Origin of the sequence: Halorubrum trueperi, assembly GCF_042662525.1 — an archaeon.
Classification (GTDB): Archaea; Halobacteriota; Halobacteria; order Halobacteriales; family Haloferacaceae; genus Halorubrum; species Halorubrum trueperi.
Window position 1 is genome coordinate 1 of the sequence record NZ_JBHSXI010000009.1, and the last position, 17,551, is coordinate 17,551.

At 67.1% G+C, this 17,551-nt stretch carries 21 protein-coding genes; 10 read left to right on the plus strand and 11 right to left on the minus strand.

All coding sequences use genetic code 11. From position 1 onward, the window contains the following. Window positions 1-231: 231 nt before the first annotated feature. The gene (locus ACFQEY_RS07600; RefSeq protein WP_379767523.1) at window positions 232-1,101 is read right to left on the minus strand and encodes a hypothetical protein; all 870 of its coding nucleotides are present in this window, start codon (window positions 1,099-1,101) and stop codon (window positions 232-234) included. After that, window positions 1,098-1,241 carry a hypothetical protein gene (locus tag ACFQEY_RS07605; protein WP_379766663.1) on the minus strand — a complete coding sequence of 48 codons (144 nt, stop codon included), beginning with the start codon at window positions 1,239-1,241 and terminating at the stop codon, window positions 1,098-1,100. Before ACFQEY_RS07605 ends, ACFQEY_RS07600 begins: the two co-directional genes overlap by 4 nt. A 126-nt stretch (window positions 1,242-1,367) precedes the next feature. Here ACFQEY_RS07605 and ACFQEY_RS07610 point away from each other — a divergent pair, with 126 nt between their 5' ends. From ACFQEY_RS07610 to ACFQEY_RS07620, 3 genes are all read left to right on the plus strand, one after another. After that, the gene (locus ACFQEY_RS07610) at window positions 1,368-2,501 is read left to right on the plus strand and encodes a tRNA (guanine(26)-N(2))-dimethyltransferase (RefSeq protein ID WP_379766666.1); all 1,134 of its coding nucleotides are present in this window, start codon (window positions 1,368-1,370) and stop codon (window positions 2,499-2,501) included. Window positions 2,502-2,587: 86 nt separating this feature from the next. After that, entirely contained in the window at window positions 2,588-3,847 is a 1,260-nt protein-coding gene (locus ACFQEY_RS07615) for a YihY/virulence factor BrkB family protein (protein ID WP_379766669.1), read from the plus strand. Window positions 3,848-3,961: 114 nt separating this feature from the next. Next, entirely contained in the window at window positions 3,962-4,927 is a 966-nt protein-coding gene (locus ACFQEY_RS07620) for a phosphatase PAP2 family protein (protein WP_379766673.1), read from the plus strand. A gap of 272 nt (window positions 4,928-5,199) precedes the next feature. On the opposite strand, the gene ACFQEY_RS07625 is transcribed toward ACFQEY_RS07620, so the two are convergent. From ACFQEY_RS07625 to ACFQEY_RS07650, 6 genes are all read right to left on the minus strand, one after another. Further along, window positions 5,200-5,670 carry a hypothetical protein gene (locus ACFQEY_RS07625; RefSeq protein WP_379766676.1) on the minus strand — a complete coding sequence of 157 codons (471 nt, stop codon included), beginning with the start codon at window positions 5,668-5,670 and terminating at the stop codon, window positions 5,200-5,202. A 97-nt stretch (window positions 5,671-5,767) separates the two neighbouring features. Further along, entirely contained in the window at window positions 5,768-5,923 is a 156-nt protein-coding gene (locus tag ACFQEY_RS07630; protein ID WP_379766679.1) for a hypothetical protein, read from the minus strand. 207 nt (window positions 5,924-6,130) lie between these two features. After that, window positions 6,131-7,105, minus strand: a complete 975-nt coding sequence (locus tag ACFQEY_RS07635) for an aldo/keto reductase (protein ID WP_379766682.1) — start codon at window positions 7,103-7,105, stop codon at window positions 6,131-6,133. Window positions 7,106-7,238: 133 nt separating this feature from the next. Continuing rightward, a complete protein-coding gene (locus ACFQEY_RS07640) occupies window positions 7,239-7,433 on the minus strand; it encodes a hypothetical protein (protein ID WP_379766685.1) in 195 nt (64 codons plus the stop codon). A 60-nt stretch (window positions 7,434-7,493) separates the two neighbouring features. After that, window positions 7,494-7,739 carry a hypothetical protein gene (locus ACFQEY_RS07645; RefSeq protein WP_379766688.1) on the minus strand — a complete coding sequence of 82 codons (246 nt, stop codon included), beginning with the start codon at window positions 7,737-7,739 and terminating at the stop codon, window positions 7,494-7,496. 169 nt (window positions 7,740-7,908) lie between these two features. Beyond that, window positions 7,909-8,088: a DUF7470 family protein gene (locus ACFQEY_RS07650; protein ID WP_379767526.1), complete on the minus strand. Its 180-nt coding sequence runs from the start codon at window positions 8,086-8,088 to the stop codon at window positions 7,909-7,911. Window positions 8,089-8,188: 100 nt separating this feature from the next. Between ACFQEY_RS07650 and eif1A the strand changes: the two genes are divergently transcribed. Together eif1A and ACFQEY_RS07660 are read left to right on the plus strand one after the other, a co-directional pair. Next, on the plus strand, window positions 8,189-8,479 hold the full coding sequence (eif1A, locus tag ACFQEY_RS07655; RefSeq protein ID WP_379766691.1) for a translation initiation factor eIF-1A: 291 nt from the start codon (window positions 8,189-8,191) through the stop codon (window positions 8,477-8,479). 146 nt (window positions 8,480-8,625) lie between these two features. Further along, window positions 8,626-9,501 carry an ATP-grasp domain-containing protein gene (locus ACFQEY_RS07660; protein ID WP_379766694.1) on the plus strand — a complete coding sequence of 292 codons (876 nt, stop codon included), beginning with the start codon at window positions 8,626-8,628 and terminating at the stop codon, window positions 9,499-9,501. A 143-nt stretch (window positions 9,502-9,644) separates the two neighbouring features. On the opposite strand, the gene ACFQEY_RS07665 is transcribed toward ACFQEY_RS07660, so the two are convergent. Continuing rightward, window positions 9,645-10,022, minus strand: coding sequence for an Hsp20/alpha crystallin family protein (locus ACFQEY_RS07665; RefSeq protein WP_379766697.1), 378 nt, complete (start codon window positions 10,020-10,022; stop codon window positions 9,645-9,647). Window positions 10,023-10,247: 225 nt separating this feature from the next. On the opposite strand from ACFQEY_RS07665, the gene gap reads away from it, so the two are divergent. Together gap and ACFQEY_RS07675 are read left to right on the plus strand one after the other, a co-directional pair. Further along, window positions 10,248-11,300, plus strand: a complete 1,053-nt coding sequence (gap, locus tag ACFQEY_RS07670; RefSeq protein WP_379766700.1) for a type I glyceraldehyde-3-phosphate dehydrogenase — start codon at window positions 10,248-10,250, stop codon at window positions 11,298-11,300. Between the two features lie 153 nt (window positions 11,301-11,453). Next, window positions 11,454-12,677 (plus strand): phosphoglycerate kinase, encoded by a 1,224-nt coding sequence (locus ACFQEY_RS07675; RefSeq protein ID WP_379766703.1) that lies wholly within the window; start codon window positions 11,454-11,456, stop codon window positions 12,675-12,677. A 160-nt stretch (window positions 12,678-12,837) separates the two neighbouring features. Here ACFQEY_RS07675 and lrp read toward each other — a convergent pair whose 3' ends face one another. After that, a complete protein-coding gene (gene lrp / locus ACFQEY_RS07680) occupies window positions 12,838-13,299 on the minus strand; it encodes an HTH-type transcriptional regulator Lrp (RefSeq protein WP_379766706.1) in 462 nt (153 codons plus the stop codon). Between the two features lie 126 nt (window positions 13,300-13,425). On the opposite strand from lrp, the gene glnA reads away from it, so the two are divergent. Continuing rightward, a complete protein-coding gene (gene glnA / locus ACFQEY_RS07685; RefSeq protein WP_379766709.1) occupies window positions 13,426-14,793 on the plus strand; it encodes a type I glutamate--ammonia ligase in 1,368 nt (455 codons plus the stop codon). Between the two features lie 46 nt (window positions 14,794-14,839). On the opposite strand, the gene ACFQEY_RS07690 is transcribed toward glnA, so the two are convergent. Then, window positions 14,840-15,253, minus strand: coding sequence for an Lrp/AsnC family transcriptional regulator (locus tag ACFQEY_RS07690; RefSeq protein ID WP_379766712.1), 414 nt, complete (start codon window positions 15,251-15,253; stop codon window positions 14,840-14,842). 96 nt (window positions 15,254-15,349) lie between these two features. Between ACFQEY_RS07690 and carA the strand changes: the two genes are divergently transcribed. Both carA and surE read left to right on the plus strand, forming a co-directional pair. Continuing rightward, on the plus strand, window positions 15,350-16,411 hold the full coding sequence (gene carA / locus ACFQEY_RS07695; protein WP_379766715.1) for a glutamine-hydrolyzing carbamoyl-phosphate synthase small subunit: 1,062 nt from the start codon (window positions 15,350-15,352) through the stop codon (window positions 16,409-16,411). 153 nt (window positions 16,412-16,564) lie between these two features. Then, window positions 16,565-17,488 carry a 5'/3'-nucleotidase SurE gene (surE, locus tag ACFQEY_RS07700; protein WP_379766718.1) on the plus strand — a complete coding sequence of 308 codons (924 nt, stop codon included), beginning with the start codon at window positions 16,565-16,567 and terminating at the stop codon, window positions 17,486-17,488. Window positions 17,489-17,551: the final 63 nt, after the last annotated feature.

The following is a 17,551-nucleotide window of genomic DNA, read 5'->3' on the forward strand; positions in this document are numbered from 1 at the left end:
GCTCCTCGCGGCCTACCGGCCGCTCGGAGGCGCGCCACCGATTCTCTATTTATAAATAGCCGTCGCCGCCACATTCGTCCGTTTAAATACCACGTCGCCGACGGCGGTCTGCGATCCTCACTCCCGTACTCGCTCGCCGCCGTTTCTGTAGTGACCGCAGTCAGGTCAACATATCTCACTTGCCGAGGATCGCAACAGAGCCGACGTTCCCAAGATCGTCGAACGCGTCGTCTACGAATCCGTACTCTCGTCTGTCGTATCACCGTCTCTGACCGTTTCGTCGACCTTCTCTTCGACGGTTTTTTCGACTGTCTCCTCGACTTTTTCGCCGACAGTTTCCTCGACGGTCTTTTCCACGGTCTCCTCGACTTTTTCGCCGACAGTTTCCTCGACGGTCTTTTCGACGGTTTCGCCGACTGTTTCTTCGACTGTCTCCTCGACGGTCTCTTCGACTTTTTCGCCGACGGTCTCCTCCACCTTTTCGCCGACGGTCTCTTCGACTTTTTCTCCGACTGTCTCTTCGACTTTTTCGCCGACGGTCTCCTCCACCTTTTCGCCGACGGTCTCCTCCACCTTTTCCCCGACTGTCTCTTCGACTTTTTCGCCGACGGTTTCTTCGACTTTTTCGCCGACGGTCTCCTCCACTTTCCCGGTCACTTCCTCGCTGACGGTGTCCGTGACCTCGTCGGCGACCTCGCTGACTTCCTTGTTGACGGTCTCACCGACGGTCTTTTCGACTTCCTTGCTGACCGTGTCGCCGACGGTCTTCTCGACCTCCTTGCTGACAGTCTCGCCGACGGTCTTTTCGACTTCCTTGCTGACCGTGTCGCCGACGGTCTTCTCGACCTCCTTGTTGACGGTTTCACCGACGCTCTTTTCGACCTCCTTGCCGACTTGGTCGGCGACCTCTCGCGTCATCCAGTCGGGGTCGAATCGGGCCATCTTCCAGACGACGTGGATGACGTAGGAGGCGAACACCCCGATCCCGAACGCGATCCCGACGTCGTTCACGTCGAGCGTCGCGATAAGCACGATCGACAACACGATCAGCGCGCCGTACGCGAGGTCGGTGAGCGCGTCGACGCGCGCCGGCCGCATCACCATCGCGGATCCGCCTCCCGGACCGAGACGCCGCCGGTCACCGCGACCGCCCGCAGCCGTTCAATCCCCGTCTGCGACGCGGCCACGTCCGTCCGGCGGTCCTCACCGTATCTTCGATTTCGTGTGAAACTCGTCGCCATACCTTCCCTATCCGCGCTGGCGGGCTAAAAGCCCCGCTTCGCGCCGACAGCGGAACGGGGCGAGGCGCGGTGCCGCGGGCGCTCGCGGAGCGGGGTCCTTTTGTGCCGGATGCCCGAAGCCGGCGTATGGACATCGAGGAGGGTGGCCGCACCGTTTCCGTTCCGGAGGCCCGCGACGGGGCGAGCGAGGGCACCGGCGGCGGGGTCTTCTTCAATCCCACCCAAGAGTTGAACCGCGACGTCACCGTCGCGGTGTTGCGCGCGTACCGCGACCGCGAGCCGCGTGCAGCGTCGTACCTCGACGCGATGGCCGCCTCGGGGGTCCGGGGCGTCCGCGCCGCCGCGGAGGGATACGACGTCACCTGCGCCGACGTCGATCCCGACGCCGTCGACCTCGCGGCCGAGAACCTCGCCGCCAACAACCTCGACGGTGAGGCCGTCCACCGCGACGTCAACGCGCTGCTGTACGAGCGCGTCTTCGACGTCGTCGATCTGGACCCGTACGGGACCCCGATCCCCTTCGCGGACGCCGCGTTCGCGAACGCGCGAAACCTCGTCTGCGTCACCGCGACCGACACCGCCCCGCTCTGTGGTGCCCACCTAAACAGCGGGATCCGGAAGTACGGCGCGGTCCCCCGAAACACCGATTACCACCCGGAGATGGGACTCCGGACGCTGATCTCGGCGCTCGTCAGGACCGCGGCGCGCTACGACAAGGCCGCCCGCCCGATCGTCTCGCACGTTTCACGTCACTACGCGCGGACGTACCTCGAACTGGAGTCGGGCGCGCGAGCCGCCGACGACTGCATCGACGAACTGGGCTACGTCGACAACTGCGAGGACTGTCTCTGGCGCGAGTCGACGCGCGGGCTGATCGCCGACCCGGTCGAGAGCTGTCCCGTCTGCGGAAGCGATCGGATCCTCACGGCCGGCCCGCTCTGGCTCGCCCCCGTGGCCGAGGCCGACTTCGCCCGCGAAGTTCGCGGCCGCGTCACCGACGACATGGGGGAGGCGAAGCGCGCCCGCAAGCTTCTCGGAACGGTCGCCCGCGAACTCGATCGGCCGACCCACTACGACCAGCACCGGCTGTACAAGGAGTGGGGCGAACCCGCCATCGGGATGGACGAGTTCGTCGAACGCCTGCGCGGGGCCGGACACGAGGCCAGCCGCGCGCACTATCGCGGTACGGCGGTCAAGAGCACCGCCTCGATCTCCGAGATGCGCGCTGCGGTCCTCGGCGGCGACGAATCCGCGGACTGACCCCGGCGGCGACGAATCCGCGGACTGTTCTCGCTTTCCCGACGGACACCCGCCCGTTTTTGTCTCCATCCACCGAACGAACTGTCGTGTCCCGTCACTCGACCACCGCACTCGACGCCGGCCGGCGCGTCGTCGACACCGCGCTCGACCGACAGGTGACGTTTCTCGCGGCCGCGATCGCGTACTACGCGTTCGTCTCGCTGATCCCCGCGCTGCTGCTTCTCGTCGTCGTCGCGAGCACGGTCTTCGGTGAGACGATCGCGGGAGAACTGGTCGCGGCGACCGGCGAGTTCCTCACGCCCGCCGGCGAAGAGGCGGTCGCCGCCGCCGTCTCCTCCGCCGGCGGGCGGACCGGTGCGAGCGTCCTCGGGGTGGCGGTCCTCCTCTGGTCAACGTTGAAGGTGTTCCGCGGGCTTGACACCGCGTTCGCAGATCTGTACGGCGTTGCGGATCCGCCGGATTTTCTGAAACAGGTCGTCGACGCCGCGTCGGTCGTCCTCGCCGTCGGCGTCGGGATCGGCGTGATGGTCGCGATCGGGGCCTTCCTCGCGGCCGCGGACGCGGTCCCCGCGGTCGAGGTGGCGAGCGTTCTCGCGCTCCCCGTCTTCCTCACCGTCGTGTTCCTCCCGATGTATTACCTGCTCCCGCGGCCGACGATCCCCGTCGGAGAGGCGCTTCCCGGTGCGGCCTTCGCGGCGACGGGCTGGACGCTGCTTCAGGCCGGATTTCAGGTGTACGCCGCGAGTGCCGGCCAGTATCAGGTGTACGGCGTCATCGGCGGGATCCTGCTGCTCGTGACGTGGCTGTACGTCGCCGCCGTGGTCGTAGTGGTCGGCGGCGTGATCAACGTCGTGCTGGCCGGTCGCGACGCCCCGGACCGGCAGTTACAACACGGCCGCGGCCGACCCACGGATATGAACGGCGAGTCGGACGGCGCGGGCGACGCCGGCGACGAGGAGCGGCCGCAGGGAGCGCCGGACGTCGCGGCGATACAGGAGGATCTCAGCCGGCTTCGGGCCGAGTTCGACGAGTTCGAGGACGACGTCGAGCGGCGAACCGTCGACAAGCCGGCGGTCGAATCGGAGCTGAAGCGGTACGTCCGTTCGCGGATGCGACGCGGACACGCCCGTGGATGGGGCCCGTACCTCGTGCTCCTATACGGGACGGTGCTGACGCTCGGTGCGTTCTCGATGCTCGACGGGCTGTACGCCATCGCCGCCATGCTGATCCTCGGGCTGTCGACGCTCGGGCTCTACACGCTCTTCATCATCGTCGGTATCGGTCTCAACCTGCTCGAAACGCCCGGAAAGGCGCTGGATTACGCCCGTGGACGGAATGACGACTGAGCGGATACTCCCTCGCCTCCGGCGTTCGAGGTCTCACGGTGTTTTGCGGCACCCCGGTGATCCGCGCTCTTCCGGGGATCCGCGGCAGCCGAACTCTCTGCGGGTGATGCTCGCGTGACCGGGATCGTGTCAGCCGAACGCGGGGTCGGCGAGCTCCCCATCGTCGACGCGCTTCCGGAGGTCGTCGTCGTCGCCTTCGCGGCCGTCACCCACCTCGCGGACCCGTGGTTTTTGTTCGGGCTGCTGGCGGTCGGGTACTGGTTCGCTGGCGATCGGCTCGCCGCCTCTCCGCGTCGAGCCGGGGCGACCGCGATCGCCGTCGTCACGTGCGCGTACGCCGCCGTCGCGGTCGGAAAGGCGTGGTTCGCAGTGCCCCGACCGCCGGGCGCGATGCCCCCGGCCGACGTCCCGACGTGGCTCCCCGAACTGCTCTCGGCGTGGTTCGAGGCGCAGGTGCTCTCCGACGGCTTCGGGTTCCCGAGCGGTCACGCCACGGGCGGCGCGGCGGCGTACGGCGCGCTTGCACTGCTGTACGACCGCGCGTGGACCGCCCGGAGACGGCTGGCTGCAGCCGGCGTCGCCGCCGGTGCCGTGGCCGTCTCGCGGGTCGTCATCGAGGTCCACTACTTCGTCGACGTGCTCGCGGGCGTCCTCGTCGGCGTGGCGGTCGTGGCGGGGGGGCTGTGGCTCGCCGGCGATCCGCGATTCCGGCGGGGAGACGCCTCGGGACCGAGAGGCGATCCGACCGCCGCGCTCGATCCGACTGCGGCCTTTCTGACCGCCGCGGCCGTCTCCCTCGTCGCCGCCGGCGTCGCCGTCGCCGCCGGCCATTCCGGCGAGGTAGTCGAGGCCGGTATCGGTATCGCCACCGGCGTCGGCGGCGCGATCGGCTGGCGGCTCGTCGACGGTGACGAGCCGCCGGTTCCGGTTCGGATCGCGATCCCGGCGCTCATCGTCACCGGAGCGCTCTGGGTCGGGGCGTACGCGCTCTCGGACTCGCTCGCAATCACGGTGATCGCGACGACCGTCGCGGTCGTCGCCGTGGTCGCGCTGCCGTCGCTGCCGGACCGGATCGGGTAGCCGTCGGACAGTCGGAACTGAGTGGATCCATCGACCGATAGTCGTGATCCCGCCGCGATCGACCGCGGGAGTGATTCTCGTAGATACTCGCCGTCGGCGTGATATTTAAAGAAGCGAGCGCGGCAGCGATGACCGGTTATAAATGACTGCGGCGCTCGCGCGCCGGTGCCGAAGCGAGCGGCGGCGAGGCGCGCAGCGCCGGAAGCGGGGCTGTGGGTTTGGGGGTGATCGCCGAGCCGTCAACACCCATCAACTCCCCACCTGCCAACCGCTCAGTCGTCTTCGAGCGCCTGCGCGATGCGCTGGAGCTGGCGGGTCGCGTCGCGGACCTCGTCGCGGAGCTGGCGCACCTCGCGGACGAGTTCCTCGTTGCCGACCTGGTCGCCGCCCTCCTCTCCGCGGCCGCCGGGACCACCGCCCATCCCCGGCGGGCCGCCCGCGCCGCCGGGACCGCCGCCGCCCATCATGCCGGACATCATCTGCGCGAATGGGTTGCCGCCGCCACCGCCGCCCATCCCCGGCGGACCGCCCGCGCCGCCGGGACCGCCGCCCATCATCTCCTCCGGGTCGGGACGTTCTCCCTCCTCGCGCTCCTGTTCGCGCCGCTCGCGAATCTCCTCGACGCGCTCGCGGAAGGATTTCTCCTCGCCGTCGTCGCCCTCGGCGGCGTCTCCGCCCTGTTCGGCGGCGTCTCCGCCCTGTTCGTCGCCGGTTCCGGCGTCGGTTGCGTCGTCGTCTCCCATGGGAGACCGTTCGATAGCCCGGCCGAAAAGGGTTGTTGCTCCGGACTCGACGGTACGTTTTAAATCCCCGAGCCGGCCGATTCGTCTGCCCGCGCGGTCACGCTCGGATCGGCATCCGGCAGTTCGGGCACTCTGCGGTCCCCGAATCTCGACCGATTGCGGGGACGTGATCGCCGCAGTTGGGACACCGCGTCCGCGTGCGGGCGTACTCGGTGCTCGACTGAACGGAAGACCGCTTCGACCCGTCGGACATGCGTGATTGACAACAACTAGCACGGAAATAACTTTTCTATATAGCCCCTAAAACGAAATAGATCCCTAATACGGACCGAAATACCACAGAGACGCATTCGCGGTGGGTGACGCCGGTCCACGAACCACCGCCGACCCGCCGACCGCGACACCGCCGACCGCGACACCGCCGACCGCGACACCGCCGACCGCGACACCGCCGCCGAACTCACTCGTGTCCGGAGACGCGAACCGGTTCGTACGGCTCCTCCAGCCAGTCGATGTCCGAATCGGACAGGTCGATATCGAGCGCCTCGATCGCGTCCTCCAAGTGCTCGACGCTCGTCGTCCCGACGATGGGCGTGTCGACCCAGTCCTTGTGGAACAGCCACGAGAGCGCTATCTGAGCCATCTTCACGCCCTTCTCGTCGGCCAGTTCGGCGACGCGCTCGTTGACGGCTGGGCCGCCGCCCTCGCGGTACGGGTGCTCGTAGAGGTGCTCTTCGGTCTCCCCGCGGAGCGTGGCGTCGACGTCCTCGTGAGGCCGGGTGAGGTACCCCCTCGCGAGCGGGCTCCACGGCATCACGCCAATCCCCTCCCTCTCGCACAGCGGGAGCATCTCTCGCTCCTCCTCGCGGTACGCGAGGTTGTAGTGATTCTGCATCGTGGCGAACCGCTCGTACCCCTCGCGCTCGCTCGCGTGGAGCGACGCCGCGAACTGACGGGCCCACATCGAGGAGCCGCCGACGTACCGCACGTCGCCGCGCCGGACGGCGTCGTCGAGCGTCGCCAGTGTCTCCTCGATCGGGGTGTTGTAGTCCCACCGGTGGATCTGGTAGAGGTCGATCGTGTCCATGCCGAGCCGGTCGAGGCTGTGCTGGAGCTCCTGTTCGATCGCCTTCCGCGAGAGTCCGCCCGAGTTCGGGTCGTCCTCGTCCATCTGGAAGTACGCCTTCGTGGCCACGACGGTCTCCTCGCGGTGACCCTCTAGTGCTTCACCGAGCACGCGCTCCGACTCGCCGTTCGAGTACATATTGGCGGTGTCGAAGAAGTTCACGCCGAGTTCGAGCGCGCGCTCGACGATCTCCGTGCCGTCCTCCTCGTCGAGCACCCAGTCGCGCCAGTCCGAGTCGCCGAAGCTCATGCAGCCGAGGCAGATCTTCGAGACGGTCGTTCCGGTGTTCCCGAGGGTCGTGTACTCCATACGTCGACCAGACGGAGACGGACCAAAAAGCTACCCGCGCCGACTTCGCGTTCCGGAATCTGACCCATTCCGGATGCTACGCTCCGGATGATCCGTTCGGAATGAGCAATCTCGGCCGATCAGGGTGGGACGATCAGTCCCGGAACGACGCCGTGTACACGAGGAACGCACCGGTGAGGAGGACGAACGCGAGGAAGGTGACGAGTGCGAGCACGTTCGCGACGGGAGAGAGGGGAGCGAGGAACGACTGTCCGGTAGCGTCGAGTACGAGCACGGCGAGGAGGGCGGCGATCAGCCCGAGGAGCCAGTTCGTGAGAATCTCGTCCATACCGCAACGTCACCGGGGACGGGGAAAAAGGCGCGGGTCAGGAATCGCCGTCGGGGAGCGTCACTCGCCGGCTGCGATTCGGCGAAGCCGAGGGACCGCCTGCTCGTAGCCGAGCGCGACGATCCCGACGTAGAGCGCGAGCAGCCCCATCGCAACCGCCCACGCGCCGAGCACGAAGTCGCCGCCGGTGGCCGCCGAGAGCCCGAACCGTTCGAGCAGGACGCCGGCGACCGAGGCCGCACCGGCCCCGACGACGATCGCGAGGAGTTCGATCAGTTCGACCGCGGCCGCTGGAACGTCGACCATACCTGCCCGCGGTGGCGTTCGATTATCACTCTTTCGAGTGCGGTCCGCGATCAACCCCGCAAACGAACCGGCGAGATGCGATTCGAGAGCCGCATCGGTGCATGCGATTCGAGAGCCGCATCGGCGAATGCGATTCGAAAGTCGAACAGGACGAATGCAGCCGTCTCGGCTAGGCGAGGCCGAACATCCGCATCGTGGAGTCGGCGACCCCCTTCGCGATCAGCGCGAGACCGGCCACGAGGACGGCGACCCCGGCCCCGACGATCGGGTCGTACACGGCCAATAGCCCGATCGCGAGGAGGACGAGAGCGACGCCGACGATGCCTTCGGATCCGAGCGTGTCGCGTATACCGCGGATCCCCGCCACCGCGACTTAAAAAGGCCGTTTCGGTCGTCGCGGGTCGGAGAGCGGCCCTTTTATTTCCGGGAGCGCGTATCACGGGGTACGCATGAGCAACGGAGACGGCGACGGTCGAAACGACCTCCGGATGCCCGACGACGACGAGGTGTTCGCGGAGGTCGTCGAGATGCTCGGCGCGAACCGGGTCAAAGTCCGCTGTGCGGACGGTAAAGAGCGGACCGCGCGCATTCCCGGTCGGATGCAGAAACGCGTCTGGATCCGCGAGGACGACATCGTCCTCGTCGAGCCGTGGGACTGGCAGGACGAGAAGGCCGACATCGCGTGGCGCTACGAGAAGAGCGAGGCCGAGCAGCTCCGCGAGGAAGGCCACCTGCGGTGAGCGATCGGTAGCAGAGGGCGAGCACCCGTTCCCTCGGAAACGCGTGCTCGCTGTCGAAGAAAGCGAGCGTCAGATCCTCCGAGAGCGCCCCGCCTCCGACGCGGCCGCCTCACGGTTTTTAAGTTCGAACGGCCCCCAGCGAGCGTATGCTTCGGCTCGCGATGACCACCGACGCGGAAACGTTCGAACGGGTGCGCGGGCCGCTCGGTGAGCGCGGAATCGCCGTCGAGCACGTGCGGGCGAAAGAGCGATCGCTGTGCGTCTCGGGCGACGAAGACGACGGAGAATTCGGCGGCTTCGACGTCGGCTTCGTCTACCCGTCGCGGCTCATGGAGGGTGCCGTCGTCGACGAGCGGCTGTCCGTCCCGTGGGTGAACGGCCGCGAGTCGGTTCTGACCTCGCGGAACAAGGCGGGCGTGCTCGCGGCGCTCGACGCGGTCGGGGTTCCGACTCCGCGAACGGTCATGGTGTCGAACCCGGTCGACGAGGCGACCGTGATCGACGCCGTCTCGTCGTTCTCGTACCCGGTCGTCGTCAAGCCGAACTCAGCGACTCGCGGCGTCGGGGTCGCGGCCGCACACGATCTTGATTCGCTCCTCGGGATCGTGGACTACCTGAACCTCGTCCACGACTACCGCGCGACCGGCGACCGGTCGTACCTGATCCAGGAATTCCTTCCGGACGCGCGCGACTACCGAGCGATGGTCGTCGACGGCGCGTACGCCGGCGCAGTCAGGCGGGAGCTGCCCGCGGACGCGATCGAATCGGGCCGATGGAAACACAACGTCCACCGCAGCGCCGAGGCCGCCGCCGTCGACCTCCCCGAGCGGGCTTACGATCTGGCGGAGCGGGCCGCTGACGCGCTCGGGATCGATTACCTCGGGGTGGATCTGCTGGAGGCGGGCGACCGACTCGTCGTCACCGAGACCAACGCGCGCCCGACGATCGACGCGGCGACGAAATACGAGCCCGATTTTTACGACCGACTCGCGGGGTTGATCCGGCGAACCGCAGAGCGGTGAGAACACGGGCATTAAGGTGTCGCCGGCGACGCGAATACGGTCTACAGATCAAGGTGAGTGCCTCGGGGTCGTTCGGAAGAGCTTCGGTCTTCCGTGATGACGAGAAAGCTTCGATCTCTCGAACCACTTGACCCCGAGGCGGTTCACGAGAGGTCGATCGACGCGGAGTCGTCGTCGCGGTCGAACGCCACCTCTAGCACGCCGTTGTTGAACGTCGCGTCCGCGGAGTGCTCGTCGACCGGGACGGGAAGTTCGACGGTCTCGTCGTACTCCCGCCGGTCCGACGCCGCGGAGATGGTGAGTGCTTCTCCGTCGCACTGCAGAGAGAGTTCCTCCTTCGAGACGGCCGGGAGGTCGGCGACGAGCCGGACGCCGTCATCCGTCGTGTACGCGTCGACGTGCGTCGCCGACCCGAACCCGGCGTCCTCGGTGCCGGGGTTCCCGTTGGCCATCTCGTTCATCATCCGTTCGATCTCCTCGAAGAAATCGCCGAACGGATCGTCACGGTCGTCTCTGTCCATACCTCACGTGAGGATGGTGGTCCCGATAAGCCTTCTGTCGATCGCCGTATTGACCGCCGGGCGGATCCCGGATCGGCGGGGTCGACCTCCGGGGTCGTCCGGCGCGTCGATCCCCGCGGACACCCACCTCGAACGGCTGTATCGGCCGTAACAAATCCCAACGTTCGTGACGATTTTGGAGCGACTCGGTCGGATTTAAGTATCTGGGCCTCGCTTATTTCGAATATGAGTAAATCATATCTCGCCGCGGGCGACGACGTGAGCGACGACGACGTCGTCCGGGTGGGCCTCAACGGGTTCGGGCGGATCGGCCGGAACGTGTTCCGGGCGGTCATGGAGTCCCCACGGATCGAGCTCGTCGGCATCAACGACGTGATGGACTTCGACGACATGGCGTACCTCGCGAAGTACGACACCGTCATGGGGCGACTCGACGGCGTCGAGCGCGACGGCGACGAGCTGACGATCGGCGGCACCTCGGTCCCGCTTTTCAATGTCCAAGACCCCGCCGACCTCCCGTGGACCGACCTCGACGTCGACGTCGCCCTGGAGTGTACGGGGGTCTTCCGAACGCGCGAGGACGCGAGCGCGCACCTCGACGGCGGTGCCGGCACTGTCATCATCTCCGCGCCCCCGAAGGGCGAGGAGCCCGTCAAACAGCTCGTGTACGGCGTCAACCACGGCGAGTACGATGGCGACGACGTGATCTCGAACGCCTCCTGTACGACCAACTCCATCACGCCGGTCGCGAAGGTGCTCGATGCGGAGTTCGGCATCGACGCCGGCACCCTCACCACCGTCCACGCCTACACCGGTTCACAGAGCCTGATCGACGGACCGAAGGCGAAGACGCGTCGCGGCCGCGCGGCCGCCGAGAACATCGTCCCGACCTCGACGGGCGCGGCCGGTGCGGCCCAGCAGGTCCTCCCGCAGCTCGACGGCAAGATCGACGGGATGGCGATCCGCGTCCCGGTCCCGACCGGCTCCATCACCGAGTTCGTCGTCAGCCTCGACGAGACGGTCACCGCCGAGGAAGTCAACGACGCCTTCCGCGACGCCGCCGACTCCGGGCCGCTCGCGGGCGTGCTCGGGTACACCGACGACGAGGTCGTCTCCAGCGACATCGTCGGGCTCCCCTTCTCCAGCTACGTCGACCTCCAGTCGACGAACGTCATCGCCGACGGGAAGCTCCTGAAGATCCTGACGTGGTACGACAACGAGTACGGCTTCTCGAACCGAATGCTCGACATGGCCGCGTACGTCACCGACGAGTCGTAAGCGAGCGATCGCGACCGACACCGCTTCGGCCGCTCGCCGGATGCCCGCCGACCGCCCGCTTGACACTCGCCGAACGTCTGCCGGCCGCTCACCCGCCGGCCGCGTTCCCCGAAAGAACCACCGCTTAAATATCCAATCGACGACCGTTCATCCATGCCCACCTTCGACACCATCGACGACCTTCCGGCCGACTCGCGCGTCCTCGTTCGGCTCGATCTGAACTCCCCGATCGAGGACGGAGAACCGCAGGACAACCGCCGGTTCGAGCGCCACGCGGAGACGGTCCGCGAGCTCGCCGAGGCGGGACACCGCGTCGTCTGCATGGCCCATCAGGGTCGCCCCGGGCGCGACGACTTCACGTCGCTTGCGGGTCACGCGGCCATCCTCGCCGAGCACGTCGGCCGCGACGTGGCGTTCGTCGCGGATACCCACGGCGACGAGGCGCTCGCGGCCATCGACGCGCTCGGCGCTGGCGAGGTGCTCCTGTTGGAGAACACGCGGATGTGCGACGACGAGCTGCCCGAAGAATCGCCCGAGGAGAAGGCCGACACGGAGTTCGTGACGACGCTGTCGCCACACGTCGACGCCTACGTCAACGACGCCTACTCCGCGGCTCACCGGAAGCACGCCTCGCTGGTCGGCTTCCCGCTCGTCTTACCCGCGTACGCCGGGCGGGTGATGGAGGCGGAGTACGAGGCCAACACCGCCATCGCGACCCGCGAGTTCGACGGGCCGGTGACGATGGTCGTCGGCGGGACGAAGGCGACCGACGTGATCGGCGTGATGGACGCCCTCGAAGGGAACGTCGACCGCTTCCTGCTCGGCGGCGTCGCCGGCGAACTCTTCCTGCGCGCTGCGGGCCACCCCGTCGGCCACGACGTGGGCGGGACGGACCTGTTCGACGAGCAGTGGGAGCGGAACCGCGAGCTGATCGAGTCGGTGCTCGACGACCGCGGCGACGCGGTCCACCTCGCGAGCGACCTCGCGTACGAGGGTGACGGCGGAGAGCGAGCGGAGGTCGCCGTCGCCGACATCGACGAGAAGACCGCGGGGTACCTCGACGTCGGCTCCGGAACGGTCGACGACTACGACCCGCTCATCCGCGAGTCGGACGCGGTGTTCGTGAAGGGCGCGCTCGGGGTCTTCGAGGATGAGCGGTTCGCCGCCGGCACCGTCGGCGCGCTCGAAGCGATAGCCGAGACCGACTGCTTCTCGGTCGTCGGCGGCGGCGACACGTCGCGGGCCATCGAGATGTACGGGCTGGACGAAGCGGACTTCTCGCACGTCTCTATCGCCGGCGGCGCGTACATCCGCGCGCTGACGGGCGAGCCGCTCCCGGCGGTCGAAGTCCTCGAAGCGGCGGCGGCCCGGCAGTAGTGGGTTGCGGTCCTGAAGTGGTGGGCGGCGGCCTGCCGTAGTGGATTGCGGCACGGAAGTGGTGGGCGGCGGCCTGCCGTAGTGGATTGCGGCACGGAAGTGGTGGGCGGCGCGAACTTGCGAGTACCTGCCGTCGTGAGCGGTGGAGGGCGAACGTCGATTACTCCTCGTTGAGGTCGAGGTCGAACTGCTCGTTCTCGGTGACCGCGTTGAGGACGACGCTCGTGTTCGACTCGCGGATGTCGGCGTCGGTGAGTATCGACTTGATCTGGGCGTTCATCCCGTCCGTGTCGGTGAACTTCGCGATGGCGATCACGTCGTAGTCGCCGGTGACCTCGTAGACGCTCACCATCTGTTTCTCCTGGCGGAGCTTCTCCGTCACGTCAGGGAGCGCGCTCCCCTCCACTTTGAGCTGGAGCACCGCAGTCACGTCGTAGCCGAGCTTGTCGTAGTCGACGATGGGCGTGTACCCGCGGATCACGCCTTCGTCTTCGAGGTCGCGAAGATGGTTTGAGACGGTCGTCACCGATACGTCGAGTTCTTCGCCGAGGCTTCGAAGGCTCGCGCGACCGTTACTGAGAAGCGAGTTGACGAGTTTCGCGTCGAGGTTTTCGTACGTCATCACACCTAACCACGGCTTCAGGGGTTTAGAATTTTACGAACGTCCAGGGTTATTGCGAGTCCGGCGGTTCATGCACCAAGCGATAAGGCCTTTATACTGGCAGATAACGAATCAAACGTCCAGAACATGACGGACGAACACGCGAAAACAGACGGCGGTCTCACGGCCGAAGAACAGGCGGTTCTCGACGAAATAGAAGAGGAGAATGTCGATTTCCTGCGGCTCCAGTTCACCGACATCCTCGGCGTCGTGAAGAACGTCTCCGTGCCGGCCCACCAAGCGGAGAAGGCCTTCACCGAGGGTATCTACTTCGACGGCTCCTCGATCGAGGGGTTCGTTCGCATCCAGGAGTCGGACATGCGTCTCGTCCCCGACCCCGAGACGTTCGCGGTGCTCCCGTGGCGCAGCGGCGAGGACGGCTCCGCCGCCGCCCGGATCATCTGCGATATCGTCGACACCGACGGCGAACCGTTCGTCGGCGGCCCGCGCCAGGTTCTCAAGAGCGTCCTCGAAAAGGCCGACGACATGGGGTACTCCGTCTCCATCGGTCCCGAGCCGGAGTTCTTCCTGTTCAAGACGGACGACGAGGGTAACGCGACGACGACCCCTCACGACAACGGCGGCTACTTCGACCTCGCGCCCAAGGACCTCGCGAGCGACGTCCGCAAGGAGATCATCTTCACCTTAGAGGAGATGGGCTTCGAGATCGAGGCGTCTCACCACGAGGTCGCCGAGGGGCAACACGAGATCAACTTCAAGTACGACGACGCGCTCACGACCGCGGACAACATCGCGACGTTCCGCGCCGTCGTCCGTGCGGTCGCCGCGCAACACGACCTCCACGCGACGTTCATGCCCAAGCCGATCGCCGAGATCAACGGCTCGGGGATGCACAGCCACATCTCACTTTTCGACGAGGACGGCAACGCCTTCGCCGACGACGACGACGAGTTCAACCTGAGCGAGACCGCCTACCAGTTCATGGGTGGCATCCTGAACCACGCGCAGGCGTTCACCGCGGTCACCAACCCGACCGTGAACTCCTACAAGCGGCTGGTGCCCGGCTACGAGGCCCCCATCTACGTCGCGTGGTCCGACACGAACCGCTCGGCGCTCGTCCGCGTGCCCGACGCGGCCGGCGTCTCCGCGCGTTTCGAGGTCCGCAGCCCCGACCCGTCGTGTAACCCGTACCTCGGCATGGCGTCGCTCATCGCCGCCGGACTCCACGGGATCGAGACCGACGCTGATCCCGGCGAGCCGGTGCGCGAGGACATCTACGAGTTCGACGACGAGAAGCGCAAGGAGTACGGCATCGAGACGCTCCCGCCGAACCTCGGAAAGGCAGTCGAGGCCCTCGAAGCCGACGATGTCATCCAGGACGCACTCGGCCCGCACACCTCTGAGAAGTTCGCGGAGGCCAAGTCCCAGGAGTTCAGCGAGTACCTCACCCAGGTGTCCGAGTGGGAGGAGGACCGCTACCTGGAGACGTTCTAAGGCGACGACGCGGTCCAAGCCTCTCGTCTCTCCTGCGGTCTCGTATCTATCCGAGTCGCTCGTCGAGGATCAGTCGGGTCTTCGTCGATTTGACCTCGTCCATCTCTCTCGCCTGCGAGATCAGTTCGTTGACCGCGCCCGTGTCGACGGCGTCGACGACGAGAACGATGTCGTCTTCGCCGGAGACCTGCCAGACGAAGTCGACCTCCTCCCAGTCGACCATGCGCCCGCCGACCGCGGCGGTGTCGACGTTCATCTCCACCGAGATCTCGATCATCGCCTTCACGTTTCCGGTCCGGGTGGTGACGGTGAACCGCTCGATGGTCCCCTCCTCGGTCATCCGATCGACGCGGTTTCGGACCGTCCCCTCGGAAGTCCCCACGCGGTTCGCGATCTCCGTGTAGGGGGTTCGCGCGTCCCGGCGCAGGATCGAGAGGATCCGGCGGTCGAGGTCGTCCATACGCGACACACTCCCTCCGCCGACTTACTCGTTACGAATATCGTAACGAATCTACGAACGACGCATTTATTAGCCTATGCGCGTACGTTTCTCGTAATGTCGGACGCCTACATCGCGCTGGCCGACGGACGCGTGCTCGAAGCGCGCGCTCGTGCGCCGGGGCGCACCCGTGGCGAACTGGTGTTCACGACCGCGTACACCGGCTACGAGGAGTCGCTCACCGACCCCTCCTACGCCGAACAGATACTTACCTTCTCGTACCCCCTCATCGGGAATTACGGCGTCCGAAGCGAGCGATTCGAGTCGGAGTCGGTCCAGCCGCGCGCGACGATCGCCCGCGAGCTGACCGACGACGTCGCCGACTGGCTCGCCGACGAGGACGTCCCCGCCGTCGACCACGTCGACACCCGCGAGATCGTCACGACGGTCCGCGAGGAGGGCGCGATGGCCTGCGGGATCGCCGCCGGTCCGGACGCGACCCCCGAGGACGCGGTCGAGGAGATGGAGGCCTGCGAGCCGATGAGCGATCACGTCGATATCGGTGCGCAGGTGTCCGTCTCCGAGCCGATCGTCCGCGAGGGCGGCGGCGCGGCCGACGTGGCGCTTCTCGACTGCGGCGCGAAAGGGTCCATCATCTCGTCGCTCATCGAGCGCGGTGCAGACGTCCACATCCTGCCGTACGACGCGACCCCCGAGGACGTGGCCGACGTCGATCCCGACGTGCTGTTCGTCTCGAACGGCCCGGGCGACCCGGAGAACTTCGTCGCTGCCCAGGAGGTCGTCGACGCCTTCGCGGGCGACCTGCCGATGGCCGGCATCTGCCTCGGCCAGCAGGTAATCACGAGCGCGCTCGGCGGCTCGACGGAGAAGATGGCGTTCGGTCACCGCGGCGTCAACCAACCGGTCAAGGACCTTCGCACGGATAAGGTCGTGATGACGACCCAGAACCACGGGTACACCGTCGACGACACCGGCCCGCTGGAGGTGACCCAGGTGAACGTCAACGACGACACCGTCGAGGGGCTCGACAGCGAGGAGCTCGACGTCATCACCCGCCAGTATCACCCCGAGGCGAACCCCGGTCCGCACGATTCGCTCGGATTCTTCGACGAAGTGCTGGATCTCGCCCAGTCCCAGCCGCGCGTCGCCGCCGACTGATCCGCCCTCGGGAGCCCCGCCTTCGATAGGCCCCGCGTTCGCCTCCGTCCAGCTGACCACTCGGAGTACCACCCGGCCGACGCTTGCTTGTCCGCGTCGGATCCACGATCCACGACCGGCGACGTTTTCCCGCATCCCCTCACAGCACTGTCTATGACCCGCGAGATCCTCCTCACCAACGACGACGGGATCGACGCCGTCGGGCTCCGGGCGCTGGCTGACGCGCTCTCGTCCGATCACGACGTGACGATCGTCGCACCCGCGAGCAACCAGTCGGGCGTCGGCGGCGCGCGGTCGTGGTGGGACACCACGGTTGAGTACGCGGAGACCGATACCGGCTACGCGGTCGAAGGGACCCCGGCCGACTGCGTCGCCGTCGCGGACGTGGCGCTTGGACTCGATCCAGACGTCGTCGTCTCCGGCTGCAACCACGGGCCGAACATCGGCGCGCACATCCTCGGGCAGTCCGGAACGGTCGGTGCCGCGATGGAGTCGTCGTTCCTCGGGACGCCGGCGATCGCGGTCTCGCTGTACGACCGTGGCAACCTCCCCGTGCCCCCGACCCTGACCACCGACGACTTCGCGCTCGCCGGTGCGGTCGTCCGCGATCTCCTCGACCGCGCCGGCACCGAGGGGGTTGAGAGCGGTGTATCCGAGGCCGTTAAAGACGCCAAACTCGAGGGGGTCGGGGGCGGTGGAGCCCTCCCGTTCGGCGCAGACGTGCTGAACGTCAACGTCCCGGCCGCGGACGACGTGGCCGCCGAGGACCCCACCTACCGCCTGACCGAGCCCGCCCGCGGCTTCGACGTTATCGAGTTCCACCCGGGCGAGGCGGAGGCCGGGGAGAGCGGCTTCGACGAGCGTCGCGGCGAGATGGGGATGGAGCTCCGCGACCGGTTCTGGCGGGAGTTCCTCCGCGGCGACGTCGCTGACGATCCGGGATCCGATCGCCTCGCCGCGGTCGAGGGCGAGGTGAGCATCTCGCCGCTGTCGACGTCTCGGTCCGTCGCCGGCGACCGCGCTGGCGAGGCCGTCGAGATCGACGGTGAAGCGTTCGCATCGATGGAATTGGAATGAGAACCGGCAGCGTCGGACCGCGTTGCCGTCGCGACTGTCTCGCCGTCGATGGTGCGGGCGGGT